The organism is Staphylococcus sp. MI 10-1553, assembly GCF_010365305.1.
In the GTDB taxonomy this organism is placed as follows: Bacteria; Bacillota; Bacilli; order Staphylococcales; family Staphylococcaceae; genus Staphylococcus.
This window is the reverse complement of sequence record NZ_CP048279.1, coordinates 2,703,520-2,722,170: the sequence shown is the minus strand read 5'-3', so window position 1 is coordinate 2,722,170 and position 18,651 is coordinate 2,703,520. Positions and strand designations below refer to the sequence as shown.

Annotated in this window: 21 protein-coding genes and 1 rRNA gene; all 22 read left to right on the top strand. The window is 39.8% G+C overall.

The genetic code is table 11. The features are described 5' to 3' along the window. Positions 1-8 precede the first annotated feature (8 nt). The 22 genes from rrf to GZH82_RS12875 all read left to right on the top strand — a co-directional run bounded on the left by rrf (position 9) and on the right by GZH82_RS12875 (position 18,581). Positions 9-123 (top strand): 5S ribosomal RNA (rrf, locus tag GZH82_RS12980). A gap of 171 nt (positions 124-294) precedes the next feature. Further along, positions 295-1,635: an Orn/Lys/Arg family decarboxylase gene (locus GZH82_RS12975; protein ID WP_162682823.1), complete on the top strand. Its 1,341-nt coding sequence runs from the start codon at positions 295-297 to the stop codon at positions 1,633-1,635. Positions 1,636-1,637: 2 nt separating this feature from the next. Next, entirely contained in the window at positions 1,638-2,255 is a 618-nt protein-coding gene (tmk, locus tag GZH82_RS12970; RefSeq protein ID WP_162682822.1) for a dTMP kinase, read from the top strand. 69 nt (positions 2,256-2,324) lie between these two features. Continuing rightward, complete coding sequence (locus GZH82_RS12965) at positions 2,325-2,654, top strand: cyclic-di-AMP receptor (RefSeq protein ID WP_019166569.1); 330 nt, start codon at positions 2,325-2,327, stop codon at positions 2,652-2,654. A 255-nt stretch (positions 2,655-2,909) separates the two neighbouring features. After that, positions 2,910-3,842 carry a DNA polymerase III subunit delta' C-terminal domain-containing protein gene (locus GZH82_RS12960; protein WP_162682821.1) on the top strand — a complete coding sequence of 311 codons (933 nt, stop codon included), beginning with the start codon at positions 2,910-2,912 and terminating at the stop codon, positions 3,840-3,842. A gap of 5 nt (positions 3,843-3,847) precedes the next feature. Beyond that, positions 3,848-4,651, top strand: a complete 804-nt coding sequence (locus GZH82_RS12955; protein WP_162682820.1) for a PSP1 domain-containing protein — start codon at positions 3,848-3,850, stop codon at positions 4,649-4,651. 13 nt (positions 4,652-4,664) lie between these two features. Further along, complete coding sequence (yabA, locus tag GZH82_RS12950) at positions 4,665-5,030, top strand: DNA replication initiation control protein YabA (RefSeq protein WP_162682819.1); 366 nt, start codon at positions 4,665-4,667, stop codon at positions 5,028-5,030. Between the two features lie 10 nt (positions 5,031-5,040). Continuing rightward, positions 5,041-5,766: a tRNA1(Val) (adenine(37)-N6)-methyltransferase gene (locus GZH82_RS12945; RefSeq protein ID WP_162682818.1), complete on the top strand. Its 726-nt coding sequence runs from the start codon at positions 5,041-5,043 to the stop codon at positions 5,764-5,766. Next, positions 5,759-6,007, top strand: a complete 249-nt coding sequence (locus GZH82_RS12940) for a GIY-YIG nuclease family protein (protein WP_162682817.1) — start codon at positions 5,759-5,761, stop codon at positions 6,005-6,007. Before GZH82_RS12945 ends, GZH82_RS12940 begins: the two co-directional genes overlap by 8 nt. A gap of 1 nt (position 6,008) precedes the next feature. Then, positions 6,009-6,842: a 16S rRNA (cytidine(1402)-2'-O)-methyltransferase gene (rsmI, locus tag GZH82_RS12935; protein WP_162682816.1), complete on the top strand. Its 834-nt coding sequence runs from the start codon at positions 6,009-6,011 to the stop codon at positions 6,840-6,842. Positions 6,843-6,932: 90 nt separating this feature from the next. Then, positions 6,933-8,906 (top strand): methionine--tRNA ligase, encoded by a 1,974-nt coding sequence (metG, locus tag GZH82_RS12930; protein ID WP_162682815.1) that lies wholly within the window; start codon positions 6,933-6,935, stop codon positions 8,904-8,906. 463 nt (positions 8,907-9,369) lie between these two features. Further along, positions 9,370-10,140, top strand: a complete 771-nt coding sequence (locus tag GZH82_RS12925; protein ID WP_162682814.1) for a TatD family hydrolase — start codon at positions 9,370-9,372, stop codon at positions 10,138-10,140. Positions 10,141-10,176: 36 nt separating this feature from the next. Further along, positions 10,177-10,716 (top strand): ribonuclease M5, encoded by a 540-nt coding sequence (gene rnmV, locus GZH82_RS12920; RefSeq protein WP_162683072.1) that lies wholly within the window; start codon positions 10,177-10,179, stop codon positions 10,714-10,716. Between the two features lie 4 nt (positions 10,717-10,720). Further along, positions 10,721-11,611 (top strand): 16S rRNA (adenine(1518)-N(6)/adenine(1519)-N(6))-dimethyltransferase RsmA, encoded by an 891-nt coding sequence (rsmA, locus tag GZH82_RS12915; protein ID WP_162682813.1) that lies wholly within the window; start codon positions 10,721-10,723, stop codon positions 11,609-11,611. A 99-nt stretch (positions 11,612-11,710) separates the two neighbouring features. Next, the gene (veg, locus tag GZH82_RS12910; RefSeq protein ID WP_019169749.1) at positions 11,711-11,977 is read left to right on the top strand and encodes a biofilm formation stimulator Veg; all 267 of its coding nucleotides are present in this window, start codon (positions 11,711-11,713) and stop codon (positions 11,975-11,977) included. Between the two features lie 628 nt (positions 11,978-12,605). Further along, entirely contained in the window at positions 12,606-13,454 is an 849-nt protein-coding gene (gene ispE, locus GZH82_RS12905) for a 4-(cytidine 5'-diphospho)-2-C-methyl-D-erythritol kinase (protein WP_162682812.1), read from the top strand. Positions 13,455-13,475: 21 nt separating this feature from the next. Continuing rightward, positions 13,476-14,297 (top strand): pur operon repressor, encoded by an 822-nt coding sequence (gene purR / locus GZH82_RS12900; RefSeq protein ID WP_026066943.1) that lies wholly within the window; start codon positions 13,476-13,478, stop codon positions 14,295-14,297. A gap of 23 nt (positions 14,298-14,320) precedes the next feature. After that, the gene (locus GZH82_RS12895; RefSeq protein ID WP_162682811.1) at positions 14,321-14,701 is read left to right on the top strand and encodes a RidA family protein; all 381 of its coding nucleotides are present in this window, start codon (positions 14,321-14,323) and stop codon (positions 14,699-14,701) included. Positions 14,702-14,779: 78 nt separating this feature from the next. Beyond that, on the top strand, positions 14,780-15,094 hold the full coding sequence (gene spoVG, locus GZH82_RS12890; protein ID WP_096606780.1) for a septation regulator SpoVG: 315 nt from the start codon (positions 14,780-14,782) through the stop codon (positions 15,092-15,094). Positions 15,095-15,387: 293 nt separating this feature from the next. Continuing rightward, positions 15,388-16,752, top strand: coding sequence for a bifunctional UDP-N-acetylglucosamine diphosphorylase/glucosamine-1-phosphate N-acetyltransferase GlmU (gene glmU / locus GZH82_RS12885; RefSeq protein ID WP_162682810.1), 1,365 nt, complete (start codon positions 15,388-15,390; stop codon positions 16,750-16,752). A 75-nt stretch (positions 16,753-16,827) separates the two neighbouring features. After that, entirely contained in the window at positions 16,828-17,793 is a 966-nt protein-coding gene (locus GZH82_RS12880) for a ribose-phosphate diphosphokinase (RefSeq protein ID WP_162682809.1), read from the top strand. A gap of 137 nt (positions 17,794-17,930) precedes the next feature. Further along, a complete protein-coding gene (locus tag GZH82_RS12875) occupies positions 17,931-18,581 on the top strand; it encodes a 50S ribosomal protein L25/general stress protein Ctc (RefSeq protein ID WP_162682808.1) in 651 nt (216 codons plus the stop codon). Positions 18,582-18,651: the final 70 nt, after the last annotated feature.

The following is an 18,651-nucleotide window of genomic DNA, read 5'->3' as shown; positions in this document are numbered from 1 at the left end:
CAACTTAATCTGGTGCTAATGGCAAAGAGGTCACACCTGTTCCCATGCCGAACACAGAAGTTAAGCTCTTTAGCGCCGATGGTAGTCGGACTTACGTTCCGCGAGAGTAGGACGGTGCCAGGTTATTTCAAAAGCTTCGAAGCAATCTTTATTGTTTCGGGGCTTTTTTTCTTTATCTGTCCATGGGGTGCCCCTTTACCAGTGTTGATCTGCCTCTATTAGGTAAATGTGAGATGTGTTAAAATCAGGGTGTTACGAAACGATTTCAATACGTAAAAGAAAGGAGGGGTATGGGTGCAACAACCATTAAGAGCGAAAATGCTGAAATGGCAAGAACGTCAACCGATTTCGATGCATGTCCCCGGGCATAAAAATGGGACAATCGGTGATCTTTTAATGACACAAGTCCTAAATGACATTACGGAGATCACAGGTTTTGATAATCTTCATCATGCGGAAGACGTTTTATATGAAAGTATGGCGCAATTAAATAAACATCCGGATTATCGGGGTTACTATTTAGTGAATGGGACGACAAGTGGTATACTCGCAGTCATTCATGCTGTTGCGTCGATTCAAGGAGATGTCAGTATTGCGCGAAATGTTCATAAATCAGTGTTTCATGCATTGGAATTAGGACAACAAAGTGCGCAAATTTTGGCGACGTCCGTGAGTGAGAAAACAGGACAATATTCGAAACCTGACGTTGGGACAACTGACTTGGCACATACAAAATTAGGTGTGGTGACTTATCCGAATTATTATGGTGAAACGTTTGATGTGGCGCATGTTGTTGAACAATTTCATCAATTCAATGTTCCTGTTCTTGTCGACGAGGCGCATGGTGCTCATTTTGATTTACCTGGCTTTCCAGAGTCAAGTATGCAAGCGGGGGCGGACTACGTTGTGCAATCTTATCATAAAACGTTGCCGAGTTTGACGATGAGCTCGGTGTTATGGATACATAAAGATGCCCCTTATCGTGAATGGATTGAGCATGGTTTACAAGTATTTCAATCTTCTAGCCCGTCTTATTTGCTTATGGAAAGTTTAGAAGCTGCCCAAGCATTTTATGAATCGTATGACAGTACGTTATTTTTTGAAAAAAGAAAACAACTCATTGCAGCACTTAAAAATAAAGGGTTAACAGTTATCACGCCGCAAGATCCGTTGAAATTGTTAATTCGATATGAAGGCTTGACAGGTTCATCGTTACAAGCGCAAATGGAAACACAGGCGATTGATGTTGAACTGTCGGATGAAAATGCGGTGTTGTGGGTTTTACCGTTATGGCATGATCAAGATCGATTTCCTTTTGAACAACTGCTCGAAAGGATTGAACGAATAATCTTGACGCCAGGAGTAAAATCATCTTATGACAAGCCACCGTATTTATTTACGAAACCGAGTGCATATCAAACAATTGGAATGCATCCATCGCGCTCTATTCCTTATCAAAAAGCTGAAGGGTATACATTAGCGCAACATTTGACGCCGTATCCACCTGGCATTCCGTCACTGTTAAAAGGAGAAATAGTGACAACAGATATGATAAAATTAATAGAATATTGGCAGTCTAGAGGCTTTCGTGTGGAAGGTCTTACGGATGGCAAAATCACAGTGAAGGATGAATGAAAATGTCTCTGTTTATCACAATTGAAGGTCCAGAAGGTTCAGGGAAAACGACTGTTGTTCAAGCAGTTTCGGAACAATTAGCGCAACACTATGACGTCATGACGACACGAGAGCCAGGGGGCGTACAAACAGCTGAAACGATTCGTCAAATTCTATTAGATGGAGAAACGATGGATGCGCGGACAGAAGCTTTATTGTTTGCGGCTGCGAGAAGAGAACATCTTGTTGCGAAAGTACTTCCGGCATTAGCACAAGGAAAACTCGTCATTTGTGACCGTTTTATCGACAGTTCTTTAGCGTATCAAGGTTATGCCCGTCAAATTGGGGTAAAAGAAGTACAAACCATTAATGATTTTGCGATTGAGGGGCGTTATCCGGATTTAACGATTTATTTGGATATTCCAGCTGAAGACGGTCGAGCGCGTATTGAAAGTAATCGCCGCGCACAAAATCGTTTAGATAAAGAAAGCGTGGCATTTCATGAGCGTGTGGTGGAAGGGTATCAGCAACTCATCGCACAAGATCCTCAACGTTTTGCGGTCATTAATGCGAATCAACCGATTGAGCAAGTTGTGGCTGCGACATTACAAGCGATTCAGCGTAAAATGAACGTACAGTAATGGCGTTTGATACAAAGTGAAGTCATGTATTCAGATATGTTATACTAAACTCCAAGAGGTGTTAGAAAAATGAAAATGATTATAGCAATTGTTCAAGACCAAGATAGTCAAGAACTTGCAGACAAACTCGTTGAAAACAATTTTCGTGCAACAAAATTAGCAACGACGGGTGGCTTCTTGCGTGCGGGTAATACAACATTTTTAAGCGGTGTGGAAGATGATCGCGTGGAGGAAATACTTGAACTCATCGGCGGCTCATGTGGCAATAGAGAACAACTTGTATCGCCTATTACGCCAATGGGAGGCAGCGCAGATTCTTACATCCCATATCCTGTTGAAGTAGAAGTCGGTGGCGCAACAGTCTTTGTCATGCCAGTCGAATCGTTCCATCAATTTTAAAATAGCAAGGAAGGTTGTGACAGTATGACCCCAACAAGTCATATGTATTGTCGCAACCTTTTTTTATTGAAACGGATGCTCATCAGTCTATAGTTACCCCAACAAAAGTCTGATCATTTCCTTAATAAATGTAAATCCAATCAAGTTGTTTACGAATGAAATAAAGTCATAGTCTATACACACATATTGCGGTAAAATGGAGTAGTATCTCATATCTATATACATCAATATCTTTACAAAAGGAGCGCAAGGTTAATGGAAGTAATCGAACAACTCACCAAAGCCTATCACAATCAAAAACTGTCACATGCCTATTTATTCGAAGGTGATGACGCTGAAGCAATGAAGACGACCGCTATAACCTTTGCGCAGTTAATTTTATGTCAAGATGAAGAACGATGTCGCTTGAAAGTCGAAGTACAAAACCATCCCGACTTTCAATATGTGATGACAGATGAGACGACGCTCAAAAAGGAACAAGTCGAAAACTTAGTACATCACATGAACCAATTGCCTATTGAAGGTGATTATAAAGTTTATATTATCCAAGACTTTGAAAAATTAACGATTCAAGGTGAGAATAGTATTCTGAAGTTTTTAGAAGAACCGCCGAAAAATACGATTGCGATCATTACGACAACCAAACCTGAACAAATTTTAGATACGATTCATTCTCGTTGTCAGCATGTGTATTTTAAGCCGATGTCACGTGCTACATTTGTGTCGCGATTGACCGAGCAAGATGAAACGATAACTGTGCCTATTGCAGAGTTGTTAAGTACGTATACGACACAACTTGAAGTGGCGCTACAACTTCATGAAAATGTTGAATTAGCACCGATGCGCAAAATGCTTTTACAATGGTGTTATAAATTGTTAAAGCAACGTGAGATGGCATTGATTGGTGTTGTGGAATTGATGAAACATGCGAAAACGAGACAGTTACAATTGTTGGCGCTATCTGGAATGAATGCGTTTTTCCAAGATTTAATGTACGTCAAAGTGGGCATGGTGAACTGGATTACATTTTCGGAGTTGCAGTCAGAATATGAGACATTGGTGACACAGTTGAGTTATCACCATTTAACCTATATCATAGAACAAATAACAGAAGCACATAAAAAGCTCAATCAAAACGTGAATGCCACGCTAGTATTTGAGCAAATTGCAATCAAAGTGAAAGGGTGACGCTGATGCATGCTGTTGTAGGGATTTATTTTGAAAAGGCCAACACATTAGAATATTATGCGCCGAATACAACTTCACTCACAATAGGGCAGTATGTCGTGGTGGAATCTAAGCGTGGCCACGAATTAGGTGTTGTGAGACATGCGCCGAGAGATGTATCGGAGCAAGACGTCACACTGCCATTAAAGCCTGTTTTACGTGTCGCAACGGAAGCGGACTTAATCCAATATGAAAAAAATGAAGTGGATGCAGCTCGAGCGGCGGACATGTGTAAGGCTTTTGTTGAACAATTGGGTCTGGAGATGCGCGTCGTGAATTGTGAATACATTTTAGACCGTTCTAAAATCATTTTTAATTTCACAGCGGATGAACGTATCGATTTCCGAAAATTAGTGCGTATGTTGGCGCAGCGTTTAAAAACACGTATCGAATTGCGTCAAATTGGTGTACGTGATGAAGCAAAATTGCTCGGTGGTATTGGTCCGTGTGGGCGTTCACTATGTTGTGCAACGTTTTTAGGAGATTTTGAACCAGTGTCAATTAAAATGGCGAAAGATCAAAATTTATCATTAAATCCGACTAAAATTTCGGGTGCATGTGGGCGTTTAATGTGTTGTTTGAAATTCGAAAATGATTTTTATGAATCAGCACGTGAACAGTTACCAGATGTAGGGACACGTATTCAAACACCAGAAGGACATGGTGAAGTCGTCAGTCTAAATATTATTGATGTATCAATGCAAGTGCGACTAGATGGCATGGAACAATTGATGGAATACCATATTGAAGAGCTAGAAACATTAAAATAAGGAGGTACATCTGTTGGATCGAAACGAATTATTCGCTCGCTTAATGCAGTTAGAACAACATGTCGCGCGCCTGAATGAAAGCATGCAAGAGTTAAAGGCACTGACTGTAGAGCTAGTGGAAGAAAATGTAGCCTTACAACTAGAAAATGATAACTTTAAAACATTGATGCAACAAGAACGAGAAAATGTGGAAGCAGCGCATGTTCAAGAAGCAGAAGTAGCGCCTCAAAAACCTGTGAAAAAGCAGCGTCAAAGTCGTGAATATTTTGCGAAACTATATCATGAAGGTTTCCATATTTGTCATGATGTATTCGGTAAACATCGTCATGGCGAGGATTGTATGTTTTGTCTCAATGTGCTGAATGAGAAGCAAGAATAGAGGTGCTGTGATGTTACAACCTGGTGAAAGACTGGATTATTTAATACGAGAAGATTTACGCATTATTCAAAATGATGCGGTCTTTTCTTTTTCTACAGATGCACTTCTATTAGGTCATTTTACAGAAGTGAGAAAACGAGATCGCATTTTAGATATGTGCGCAGGTAATGGGGTGATTCCGTTATTGTTGTCGGACAAAGGAAACAACGTGATTACAGGTGTGGAAATTCAGCCGCAGCTCGTTGATATGGCAGAGCGCAGTATTCAATACAATCATTTAGAAGACTGTATTACAATGGTTGAAATGGATATTAATGCGCTCATTCAAGCATATGCCCCAGCACAGTTTGATTTAATCACTTGCAATCCCCCTTATTTTAAAGCGAATCAAACGAATCAACATCAACTTGAAGCCCACAAAATTGCGCGACATGAAATTTATTGTACGTTGGATGATTGTTTGCGTGTTAGCAATCATTTGTTAAAAGAAGGGGGCCGAATTGTGATGGTGCATCGTGCAGAACGGATGTTGGATTTGTTTGAATCTATGCGTCATTATCGTATTGAACCGAAACGTTTGCATATGATTTATAGTAAGCCTGGAAAAGCCGCACAGACGATTGTCGTTGAAGGTCGAAAAGGGGGACGTCAAGGCATCGATATTGCACCGCCTTTTTATATTTATGATGAGCAAGGTGACTATACGCCAGAAATGAAGGAGATTTATTATGGCTAAACATTATACGTATATCGTGCAATGCAATGATGCGACATTTTATACTGGGTATACAAATGATTTGGAAGCGCGCCTCGTCAAACATAATGAAGGTAAAGGTGCGAAATATACAAAAACGAGACGACCGGTAAAATTACGTTATCATGAAATTTTTGAGACGAAATCAGAAGCATTAAAGCGAGAACATGCGATTAAAAAATTGACGCGACAACAAAAAATACAATTAATTGAGGAGCGATAACATGGGAGAGCTCTATTTAGTCGGTACGCCTATCGGAAATTTAGAAGATATGACATTCCGAGCGATTCATACGTTACAGCAGGTGGATCTCATCGCTTGTGAAGATACACGTGTGACAAAAAAATTGTGTCATCATTTTGAGATTGCAACACCTTTAAAATCGTACCATGACCATAATAAAGAACAGGAAACTGAAACTTTAATTGACATGTTAGTGGTAGGAAAAAATATCGCTTTGGTATCTGATGCGGGCTTGCCATTGATTTCAGATCCGGGGTATGAATTGGTTGTTCGTGCACGTGAACAAGGTGTAACAGTGGTGCCAATTCCTGGGCCGAATGCAGGTTTGACCGCATTGATGGCCAGTGGTTTACCTTCATTTACATATACATTTTTAGGATTTTTACCTCGCAAAACGCGTGACAAAACGGCTTTACTTGAAACGAGAATGTATCAAGACAGTACATTGTTATTGTATGAATCACCGCACCGTGTGAAAGATACGCTCGAAGCCATTGCTCAAATTGATGCTGAACGGACAGTGACGCTTGGACGAGAGTTAACGAAGAAGTTTGAACAAATTATGACAGCACCAGTCACAACATTGCTCGAACAATTAGAAACAGACATTCCGTTACGTGGGGAATTTGTCGTTATTATCGAGGGTGCTGCGCCAATCGAAGAAACGGCATGGTTTGAAGCGCTGTCCGTTGAAGACCACGTGACACATTACATTGATGAAGGCATGAAACCGAAAGCGGCGATTAAAAAAGTCGCACAAGAACGCGAAATGTCAAGCAAGGCCGTCTACAACATTTTTCATGATATTCATTAGTGATACACCGTAAGACAAATAGGTTGCAACATTGAAAAACAACTAAATTTTAGATATATTAGATAAGATAAGAATTGAGGAGGAGCGTTGATGGTGAAAGATACTTTTTATATTACAACACCGATATACTATCCGAGTGGTAATTTACACATTGGACACGCGTATTCAACAGTAGCAGGCGATGTCATTGCGCGTTATAAACGTTTACAAGGCTTTGATGTACGCTATTTAACTGGGACTGATGAGCACGGTCAAAAAATTCAAGAAAAAGCTCAAAATGCAGGAATGTCAGAGCTCGATTATTTAGATGGTATGATTAAAGATATTAAAGCATTATGGGAAAAGTTAGATATTTCCAATGATGACTTTATTCGTACTACAGAGCGTCGCCATACAGAAGTCGTTGAAAAAATCTTTGAAAAGTTATTAGAAAAAGGCGACATCTATTTAGGGGAATATGAAGGTTGGTATTCAGTACCGGACGAAACGTTTTACACTGAAACACAACTGGTAGACCCTGTATATTTAGACGGTAAAATTGTGGGTGGTAAAAGTCCAGACTCAGGTCATGAAGTGGAATTGGTGAAAGAGGAAAGCTATTTCTTCAAGTTATCCAACTATACTGACCGTTTATTAGCGTTTTATGATGCGCACCCAGAGTTCATTCAGCCCCCTTCACGAAAAAATGAAATGATCAATAACTTTATTAAACCAGGCTTAGAAGACTTGGCTGTATCACGTACGTCTTTTAACTGGGGCGTCAAAGTGCCTTCTAATCCGAAACACGTCGTTTATGTATGGTTAGATGCGCTTGTGAACTATATTTCTGCGCTCGGTTACTTAACAGATGACGACAGTTTATTCCGTCAATATTGGCCAGCAGATATTCATTTAATGGCGAAAGAGATTGTACGTTTCCACTCTATTATATGGCCGATTATTTTAATGGCATTGGATTTACCATTACCTAAAAAAGTGTTCGCACACGGTTGGGTATTGATGAAAGACGGCAAAATGAGTAAGTCTAAAGGCAATGTCATGGATCCGAACGTGCTGATTGATCGATATGGTTTAGATGCGACACGTTACTATTTAATGCGTGAATTGCCATTCGGTTCTGACGGCGTCTTTACACCTGAAGCTTTCGTGGATCGTACGAACTTTGATTTGGCGAATGATTTAGGTAACTTAGTCAACCGTACAATTTCGATGATTAATAAATATTTTGATGGCGAACTACCTGCATATCAAGGTCCAACGCATGAATTAGATGAAGAAATGGAACAAATGGCGTTGGATACGGTACAAGTTTATCATGAAAGTATGGATAAGTTGCAGTTCTCTGTCGCGTTATCAACAGTTTGGAAGTTGATCAGTCGTACGAATAAATATATTGACGAAACAACACCTTGGATTTTAGCAAAAGACGAATCTCAAAAAGCAGCGTTAGGTAATGTGATGGCGCATCTCGTTGAAAATATTCGCTTTGCGGCAGTGTTATTACGTCCATTTTTAACACATGCCCCTTATCAAATTTTCGAACAACTTCATATTCATAACGAAGCATTACACGGCTTTGAGGGCTTGGCAACATACGGTCAATTGACAGAACCGATTATAGTGACAGCCAAACCACAACCGATTTTCCCACGTCTCGATGTGGAAGCGGAAGTGAGCTATATTAAGGCATCAATGCAACCACCAAAAGAAGATAACGTTGAGGAAGAAGTGCCTGCCAAAGCACAAATTGATATTAAAGATTTTGATAAAGTGGAAATTAAGGCAGCGACGATTATCGATGCTGAGAAGGTTAAAAAATCTAATAAGTTATTAAAAATTCAAGTAGATCTTCATAATGAAAAACGTCAAATCATTTCAGGTATTGCGCAATTTTATGAGCCAGATGATATTATTGGTAAAAAAGTTGCCGTAGTGACGAATTTGAAGCCTGCGAAGTTGATGGGACAAAAGTCTGAAGGGATGATTTTGTCTGCGGAGAAAGATGATGTGTTGACGTTGATTAGTTTACCGAATGCGGTGCCGAATGGTGCTGTGATTAAGTAGGGTGTGAATGGAATGAGTGAGGAGTGAGACGGCAGGTTCGATGTGTCTCACTCTTTTGTTTCAGATTAGGAACATAAGTTTACATTAACAGTGAGAGCAACCTTCAGATTGTTGAATCGTGTTGCGCTTTCTTAGGGGACTTGTCTCAACTCAATTTGGCTTGATTAAAGTGTACACTGAATGGAAGCCAAATTGGATTTTCGGCCGCGTCTGATCCCTCAGGAGTCTTGCACGATTCTTGCAGTCTGGGTAAGTGTCTCAAATTGATGAATGGTAGTTGGTGTGATTGAAACTAAACTGCACATCATTAAATAAAACCCCATCACATCATCCTTCAGTTTTTGAGGGGAGAGCCTAGAGGTGAAAGGTGTTTCGTTGATGTGTGGCATGGTGTGAATCGTGGTAATAGTGAAGTAATGCGTGAATGTGAACGTGCGATTTAGATAGATGGAGGAGGATTTTTATGTTAATTGATACTCATGTGCATTTGAATGCGGATCAATACGATAAAGACCTAGAAGATGTGATTCAACGAGCGTTAGATGCTGGTGTGGATCGCATGTTTGTTGTCGGTTTTGATACGAAAACAATTGAACGCGCGATGCAATTGATAGAGGACTATGATTTTATTTATGCGATTATTGGCTGGCACCCAGTTGATGCGATTGACTTTACGGAGGAGCGTTTAGCGTGGATTGAAAAGTTATCGGCGCACCCTAAAGTCATTGGTATTGGTGAAATGGGCTTAGATTATCACTGGGACAAGTCGCCGAAAGAGGTTCAAAAAGAAGTGTTCCGCAAACAAATTGCGTTAGCGAAACGTGTGAAGTTGCCTATCGTGATTCATAACCGAGAAGCGACGCAAGATTGTATTGATATTTTAATGGAAGAGCATGCTGAAGAAGTCGGCGGTATTATGCATAGTTTCAGTGGTTCACCAGAAATTGCTGATGTGGTGATTAACAAATTGAATTTCCACATTTCATTAGGTGGACCTGTGACGTTTAAAAATGCGAAACAACCTAAAGAAGTGGCAAAACATGTGCCATTGGAACGTCTACTTGTCGAAACAGATGCGCCATATTTAACACCACACCCATACCGTGGTAAACGTAATGAACCTGCGCGTGTTGCATTAGTTGCTGAAGAAATTGCGCAGTTACGTGGTATTTCTTATGAAGAGGTGGCACGCCAAACAACGGAAAATGCAGAAAAATTATTTGGGTTATCATGAAACAAACATGATAACAAACATAAAGAAGGTGCAATGGTGAAAATCAATGAATTTATTGTAGTAGAAGGCCGTGATGATACAGAGCGTGTGCAACGGGCTGTGACGTGCGATACGATTGAAACGAATGGGAGCGCGATTGACCAAAATATTTTAGATGTCATACGTCAAGCCCAAGAGACGCGCGGTGTGATTGTATTAACAGACCCTGATTTCCCGGGTGATAAAATTAGAACGACGATTCGTGAAACGGTTCCGGGTGTGAAACATGCATTTATTGACCGTGAACGCGCTAAAAATAAGCGTGGGAAAATTGGTGTTGAACATGCCAGTCTAGAAGATATTCGTGATGCACTCATGCACGTGTCGACGCCTTTATCTGAAGCGCAAGAAACGATTAGTAAAGATGTGCTCATTGATTTAGGTTTAATCATTGGTCCTGCTGCAAGATACCGCCGCAACCTTCTAGGCAAACGTCTACACATTGGTCATTCTAACGGGAAACAACTATTAAAAAAGCTTAATGCATTCGGCTATACAGAAGCGGATGTACGTCGAGCATTAGAAGAAGAGGAGTAAAGAGATGCATGATAAAGATATTGCCACGCCGTCGAGAACACGTGCACTATTAAATCAATATGGCTTTAATTTTAAAAAGAGTTTAGGTCAAAACTTTTTAATTGATGTGAATATTATTAACCGTATTATCGATGCGAGTGGTATTGATGCGACGACAGGTGTCATTGAAATTGGTCCTGGGATGGGTTCGCTCACAGAACAGCTTGCTAAAAATGCACAACATGTTTTAGCGTTTGAAATCGATCAACGACTTATTCCTGTGCTTGACGATACATTATCGCCTTATGACAATGTGACGGTCATTAACGAAGATATTTTAAAGGCGAACGTGGCCGAGGCGATTCAACAGCATTTATCTCACTGTGAGAAAATTATGGTCGTTGCCAATTTGCCTTATTACATTACGACACCGATTTTAATAACGTTACTTGAGCAAGATTTAAATATTGACGGTTATGTGGTGATGATGCAAAAAGAAGTCGGCGAGCGTTTAAACGCACAAGTCGGTACCAAAGCGTACGGCTCATTATCTATTGTGGCGCAATATTATACGGAGACGTCTAGAGTGCTCACAGTACCGAAAACGGTCTTTATGCCACCGCCGAATGTGGATTCGATTGTCGTTAAATTAATGAAACGTGACACGCCAATCGTGGATGTGGATAATCCGAATGCGTTTTTCAAAATGACGAAAGGTGCGTTTAGCCAAAGACGAAAAACCATTTATAACAATTATCAGACGTTATTTGAAAATGGTAAAGAACGGAAAGATACGATTTTACAATGGCTTGAGCAGGCGGGAATAGACCCGAAACGACGCGGTGAAACACTATCGATACAAGAATATGCACGTTTGTATGCGGAATTGGAAAATTTCCCAAATTTATCTTTGTAAATTGATTGACAACGGCTTTCCACCTTGCTAAAATTAAAATTTTATTTGACGAAACACTTCGAGATGTGTTATAATACACTTGTAGCGAGGTGGAGCAATATGCCAAAATCTATTGGAGACATCAAAAACTCTCTTGATTGTCAATTAGGAAATCGTATTGTACTTAAAGCTAATGGAGGTCGCAAAAAAACAATTGAACGTTGCGGCGTGCTAACTGAGACATACCCGTCAGTGTTCGTTGTAGAATTGGACCCAGAGAAACATAATTTTGAACGTGTATCTTATACTTATGCAGATGTATTGACTGAAAATGTTCAAGTATCATTTGTAGAAGATGAGTTACAACAAGAAGTAATCGCACAATAAAAATACAGAGACTATCTACATAATAACCATTCTACTGTCGTGAGTAGAGTGGTTTTTTATTGTGTTGTGATGTTCATCATTGCCCTAATGAGTCCGTCATGCGATTGGGCAAATGGACAACGTTTTGCGTTTTTTGCCTGTTGCATCACGTCAATGATGATGAAAATAGCTTGCATCAAACTTTTTAATTTACGCCATCCTTGTTAAACTAAAGCGATGTATTTTTGTCATATAGAAGATGCTGGACATGTAAACGCGAGTGAGACCGGCTATAATGATAAAATATTAGCTGTTTCACTATACTGAAAAAAATAATTCAAATGCTTGAATCAAGTTATTCGTCTCGTCGCTTATCATTCATCAATCAAGGGCTTATTAAAAACTATCCGAGACGCCTGTTGGAGCGGCTGAAGTTGAAAATGCGTCGTGTTCAATCGAGTGTTGACGTGTTGCGGCATGGCATATGAAAGGGTTCGGCAATCTTGTAGGATAAATATAAAAAGAATCAACCGTTCGGCGATATGTTGCGCGTATGCCAAACGAGGTACAATTTTAATCTGTATGAGCGCACTTTGAAACGGTTATGTGTTAAAATCACAGTAATACCATTTGGAAAGAGGAAATTGGAATGATTTATGAAACAGCTCCTGCTAAAATCAATTTGACATTGGATACTTTGTACAAAAGAGATGACGGTTATCATGAAGTTGAAATGATTATGACGACGATTGATTTGAACGATTGGCTGTCATTTGAAAAAAGAAATGATTCGCGTATCGTTTTAAAAGTTGATGAAACATTTATTCCTTCTGATGACCGTAATTTAGCGTATCGAGCAGCACTTTTGATGAAAGAAACTTATAAAATTAAGCAAGGTGTAACGATTACTTTAGAAAAAAACATTCCTGTTGCAGCGGGTCTTGCAGGCGGCTCAAGTGATGCAGCAGCAACTATGCGCGGGATGAATCGTTTGTTTGAATTAAATCGTTCTCTTGATGAATTAAGCGAACTTTCAGCGGTGATTGGTTCAGATGTCCCGTTTTGTGTGCATGGTACAACGGCACTTTGTAAAGGGCGTGGCGAAATTCTTGAAATTTTAGCGAAAACCCCTTCAGCTTGGGTCATTGTTGCGAAACCACAAGCCGGCCTATCGACACCTGAGATTTATGGAGGGTTAGATTTGAGTCAACCGTTTCCAGTTCATACGCAACAATGTTTAAAAGCGATAGAAGCAAATGACTATGATGCGCTATGCAAAAGTTTGTCTAACCGCTTAGAGCCTGTTTCTATGCAACTCCAACCCGAAATTGCTAAAATCAAAACGAATATGCTGAATAACGGTGCGGATGGTGCATTGATGAGCGGGAGCGGCCCAACTGTATACGGTTTTGCACAACGCGAACGACAAGCACGCCATATTTTTAATGCGGTGAGCGGTTGTTGTAACGATGTCTATCTCGTAAGAACACTGGGGTAAAAAGGAGAAAGGGTGACAGCAGTGCGATACAAAAGAAGTGAACGTATTGTTTATATGACACAATATTTAATCAATAACCCGAATAAACTCGTACCACTGACGTATTTTGTGACCAAGTTTGAACAAGCGAAGTCATCAATTAGTGAAGATGTTCAAATCATTAAAGATACACTAGTTAAAGAAGGGTTGGGAACAGTGGAAACGATATCTGGGGCAAGCGGGGGTGTGAAATATCGCCCGCAAATGCAAAAGGATGAGGCGCAAGCAGTCATTGATGAAGTGATTTCATTATTGCAAGAAAAAGAGCGCTTATTGCCTGGTGGATATCTGTTCCTCTCTGATCTCATGGGGAATCCTGCATTGTTAAAGCGTGTCGGTCGACTCATTGCGACGATTTATATGCAAGAAGAGTTGGATGCGATTGTGACGATTGCAACTAAAGGGATTTCGTTGGCGAATGCTGTGGCGAGTGTATTGAACTTGCCAGTCGTCGTCATTCGTAAAGACAATAAGGTTACAGAAGGTTCAACGGTTTCAATCAATTATGTTTCAGGATCGACAAGAAAAATCGAAACAATGGTATTATCTAAACGTACGTTAAAGGAACATTCAAACGTGTTGATTGTGGATGACTTTATGCGTGCTGGTGGTTCAATTAATGGGGTTATGAATTTAATGAATGAGTTTAAAGCCCACGTAAAAGGGGTATCAGTACTTGTAGAATCCAAAGAAGTCAAACAACGACTGATTGAAGATTATACTTCCTTAGTACGTCTCTCTGATGTCGATGAATATAATCAAGAATTTAAAGTCGAGTCAGGGAATAGTCTATCTAAATTTTAAAGGTAAAAGGAGCGTTCAATTATTTGAAAATCATTAACACGAACAATGCACCTAAAGCAGTTGGACCTTACTCACATGCTTCAATCGTCAACGGACTCGTTTACACTTCTGGTCAAATCCCATTGAACCTGGAGGGGGAAATTGTAAGCGATGATGTAGAAAAGCAAACTGAGCAAGTGTTGGAGAATCTGAAAGCGGTATTGGATGCTGCTGGGTCAGATTTGAATCACGTTGTTAAAGTTTTAATCTTCTTATCGGATATGGAGAACTTTCAAAAAGTGAATGAAGTATACACAAAATACTTTGACATACACCGTCCTGCGAGAAGTGCAGTGGAAGTCGCACGTTTACCGAAAGACGTAAAAATAGAGATTGAAATGGTTGCTGAGGTTAAAGAGATATAATCAAAAAAAGTTAAGATTATGACTTCTTAAAAAACATACTATTAAAGTATACTTAAATTACTATAGGGGGCTCACTACATGAAAGTGACAGACGTTAGACTTAGAAAAATACAAACAGATGGCAGAATGAAAGCCTTAGTGTCAATTACCTTAGATGAATCATTCGTTATTCACGATTTGAGAGTGATTGAAGGTAATTCAGGTTTATTCGTAGCTATGCCAAGCAAACGCACACCAGATGGTGAATTCCGCGATATCGCACATCCAATCAACTCTGAAATGAGACAAGAGATTCAAGATGCGGTAATGAAAGTATATGATGAAACTGATGAGGTTTTACCTGCTCAAAAACCAACATCAGAAGCGTCAGAAGATACAGAAGAAGTTGAATAGTTTTTTCTTTTTATGAGGTTTTGTCATTGTGGTGATGGCAAAGCCTTTTTTATTACGATGAAGTTAAAAGTGAGTTACCTAGCAATCATTTCTAATTGTACGGTATCCAATTTTTTATCTAAGTGGAAGTGAAAGTGATATCGACAAAATCGTTTCATGGCACATGGTGAACAACGGATAACTGGAATGTCTAAGGTGTTGAATTGGCTTTTATAGGTTTACGCCTTGAAAGTGTGTGCACGGTTAAATTATAATTGTATAGAAGTGTATAAGATAATGGAGGGTTCATTGCCATGCAAAAACATGCAATCGTTTTAGCAGCGGGTAAAGGCACAAGGATGAAATCGAAGCAAGCTAAAGTACTGCATCACGTTGCCGGGAAGCCGATGATTGGTCATGTGATTGATCAAGTCCGTGCTTCTGGTGTTGATCAAGTTGTCACTATTGTCGGTCACGGCGCGGAAAGTGTAAAAGAGAAGTTAGGGGATGCTTCTTTATATAGCTTTCAACAAGAACAACTTGGTACGGCACACGCTGTGAAGACAGCAGCTGAGCATTTATCAGCAAAAGAAGGGATAACACTTGTCATTTGTGGTGACACACCGTTAATTACAAGTGCAACATTGACTCGTTTGGTGGCACATCACGAACAAGAAGGCGCACAAGCTACTGTATTATCAGCAACAGCGCCACAACCGTTTGGCTATGGTCGTATTGTACGTGATGCACAAGGTCAATTGATGGAAATTGTTGAAGAAAAGGATGCGAATGACACTCAGAAAGCGATTACTGAAATCAGTTCAGGTATTTTCGCTTTTGATAACCAAACGTTATTCGAGATGTTAGAACGTGTTGATAACAACAATGCGCAAGGTGAATACTACTTGCCACAAGTTTTAACGTTAATACTTCAAAATGAGGGTAAAGTCGCAGTTTATCATACGGATGATTTCGAGGAGATTATGGGTGTCAATGATCGTGTGGCGCTAAGTCGAGCTGAAAAAGCTTTTCGCCAACGTATCAATACGTATCACATGCAAAATGGCGTAACCTTAATTGATCCTGACTCAACTTACATTGGTGCTGAAGTTGAAATCGGTGCAGATACCATTATCGAGCAAGGTGTTCAATTGTCAGGGCATACCGTTGTCGGTGAAGGTGTCACAGTAGGTCAATATTCTCAAGTACACAATAGTCACATTCATGACGCTGTAACGATTAAGCATTCTGTTATTACTGATGCAGTCGTCGGTGCCAAGTCTACAGTAGGGCCATTTGCACAATTGCGTCCAGGTGCTGATTTGGGCAAAGAAACAAAAGTCGGTAACTTTGTTGAAATTAAAAAAGCGCGCTTAGACGATGAAGCAAAAGTATCACATCTCAGTTATATTGGCGATGCAGAAATTGGGGCAAGAACAAATGTTGGTTGTGGTTCTATCACTGTGAACTATGATGGTGTCAACAAGTTTAAAACGATTGTAGGCAAAGATACGTTTATCGGCTGTAATACTAATCTCATCGCACCTGTGACTGTAGGAGACGGTTCGCTTATTGCGGCGGGTTCTACAATTACAGATGATATTCCTGAAAATAGCTTAGCACTCGCGCGTTCAAAACAAGTGACAAAACCGGGATACATGAATCAAAAAGAGCAATAGTTTCACATGAAAGACTAAAAACGGTCTGTTGTAATTAAAAAGAGTGACCAAAACAAAATTGGAGGATTCATAATAATGTTAAACACCGAATATAAAAATTCGTCTTTGAAAATTTTCTCGTTGAAAGGTAACGAACCACTTGCACAAGAAGTCGCAGATCATGTAGGTGTTGAATTAGGTAAATGTACAGTTAAACGTTTTAGTGATGGTGAAATTCAAATTAATATTGAAGAAAGTATTCGTGGTTGTGATGTGTTCATTATCCAACCGACTTCTAACCCTGTAAATGTACATTTGATGGAACTTCTTATTATGATTGATGCATGTAAACGTGCTTCAGCAGCAAACATTACTATTGTTGTACCATACTACGGTTATGCACGCCAAGACCGCAAAGCGCGTAGCCGTGAGCCAATTACAGCGAAGTTAGTTGCTGATTTATTCGAAACAGCTGGCGCGGATCGCATGATTGCATTAGATTTACATGCACCTCAAATTCAAGGATTCTTTGATATTCCGATTGATCACTTGATGGGTGTACCGATCTTAGCGGACTATTTCTTGAAAAATAAAGAAATCGATCCAGAAAAAAGTGTTGTTGTATCACCAGACCATGGTGGTGTGACACGCGCACGTAAATTAGCAGATATTCTTAAAACACCTATCGCAATTATTGATAAACGTCGTCCAAAACCAAATGTGGCAGAAGTGATGAACATCGTGGGTGAAATTGAAGGACGTACAGCGATTATTATTGATGATATTATTGATACGGCAGGTACGATTACTTTAGCGGCACAAGCGTTAAAAGATAAAGGTGCAACAGAAGTATTTGCTTGTTGTACACACCCTGTATTATCAGGTCCAGCGAAAGAACGTATCGAAAATTCAGCAATTAAAGAATTAGTCGTAACGAACTCAATCCAATTAAACGACCAACAAAAGCCAAACAATATTACAGAACTTTCTGTAGCAGAATTGTTAGCACAAGCGATTGTACGTGTGTATGAACGCGAATCTGTGAGTGTATTATTTGACTAATGCATGTTGACTTATTATCAGCCCTCGTGTAAAATGGGTCTGTTCGTGTCAATACGGACAAATACACACTTGCAAGCAACATAGGTTGATGGGCAAGTGCAGCACAATTGTGTGCAATGGAAAGGTGGAAAATGAATATGGCTTCATTAAAGTCTATTATTCGTCAAGGTAAACAAACTCGCGGTGACTTACGTAAAATCCGTGAAGCAGGTAAAGTACCAGCAGTTGTTTATGGTTACGGTACTAAAAACGTATCAGTTAAAGTGGATGAAGTAGAATTCATCAAATTGATTCGTGAAGTTGGACGTAACGGTGTCATTGAACTTGGTGTAGGTTCAAAACAAATCAAAGTAATGGTATCAGATTATCAATACGATTCACTTAAAAACCAAATTACACATATTGACTTCTTAGCAATCAATATGTCTGAAGAGCGTACTGTAGAAGTACCTGTTCACTTAATTGGTGAAGCACCTGGTGCTAAAGAAGGCGGCGTAGTTGAACAACCATTATTCAACTTAGAAATCACTGCTACACCAGACAGCATTCCTGAATATATCGAAGTGGATATCAGCGAATTAAACATCAATGACAGCTTATCAGTAGCAGATGTTAAAATTTCTGGTGACTTCACTATCGAAAACGAAGCTGAAGACACAATCGTTTCAGTTGTTGTGCCTACTGAAGAGCCAACTGAAGAAGAAATCGAAGCAATGGAAGGCGAATCTACTCAAGAAGAGCCAGAAGTTGTGGGTGAATCTTCAGACGAGGAAGCAAAAGAAGAATAAAAATGATGTCAATATCATTGCAAGAAGAGCTGAGCCTTATGGGTGTCAGCTCTTTTTGGCGTTGTAGCTA